At 63.3% G+C, this 1,017-nt stretch carries 1 pseudogene and 1 other annotated feature; the pseudogene reads right to left on the bottom strand.

Annotated elements, in window-relative coordinates:
• Positions 1 to 1,017 (bottom strand): annotated as a pseudogene (locus tag F3I16_RS20940) (IS3 family transposase); the annotation flags it as partial.
• Positions 635 to 751, bottom strand: a sequence feature (AL1L pseudoknot). It overlaps the preceding pseudogene by 117 nt.

Below are 1,017 nucleotides of genomic sequence, written 5' to 3'. Positions count from 1 at the left end.
TGGTTTCGGCCAAGGCGTTGTCGTAGCTATCGCCCTTGCTACCCACCGAGGGCTCAATGCCGGCCTCGGCAAGTCGCTCGGTGTAGCGGATCGAGACGTACTGGCTGCCACGGTCGCTGTGGTGGATCAGGCCGCCCGTGCGATGTGGCTGACGGGCATACAAGGCCTGCTCCAGGGCATCAAGTACGAAGTCCGTCTTCATGCTGGTACTGACTCGCCAGCCGACGATGCGCCGCGCGAAGACGTCGATCACGAACGCCACATACAGCCAGCCCTGCCAAGTCGACACATAGGTGAAGTCCGATACCCACAGCTGATTGGGGCGGTCGGCATGGAACTGCCGCTGGACATGATCCAGCGGGCAAAGGGGCTTGTCGCCCGCCACCGTTGTCCGCACAACATGGCCGCGCCTTATGCCCTGCAATCCAGCCCGACGCATCAACCGCTCCACCGTGCATCTGGCTGCCCCGATACCTTCTCGCTGGAGCTGCTTCCAGACCTTCACCGCGCCATAGCACTGCATGTTGGCGTTCCACACGCGCTGGATTTCCGGGATCAATGTGTCGTCACGCCGTGCACGGCAGGAGCGCAGTGCAGGGTTACGAAGTTGGGCCGCGTGCCTGCGATAACCGGACGGGGCGATCTGCAAGACACGGCAGATCGACTCGACCCCGAGACGGTCACGATGCTGGTCGACAAATGCCCTCAGGACTTGGTGCGGCGGTCGAGCTCCGCCTGGGCAAAATATGCACTGGCCAGGCGCAGGATCTCGTTGGCCTTGCGCAGCTCGCGGTTCTCTCGCTCCAGGGCCTTGATGCGCTCGCGCTCTTCACTGGTCTGACCGGGGCGCTGCCCCGCATCGGTCTGCTGGCGACGAATCCAGCCATGCAGGGTTTGCGCTGCACAGCCAATCTTCGGCGCTATGGCCTCGATGGCCGCCCACTCGGACGGATAGTCGCTCAGGTGCTCCAGAACCATGCGCACGGCACGTTCACGGACTTCAGGGGAGTAGGTAGT

The organism is Pseudomonas sp. L-22-4S-12, assembly GCF_009799935.1.
In the GTDB taxonomy this organism is placed as follows: domain Bacteria; phylum Pseudomonadota; class Gammaproteobacteria; order Pseudomonadales; family Pseudomonadaceae; genus Aquipseudomonas.
This window is presented reverse-complemented; position numbering and strand designations above follow the sequence as displayed.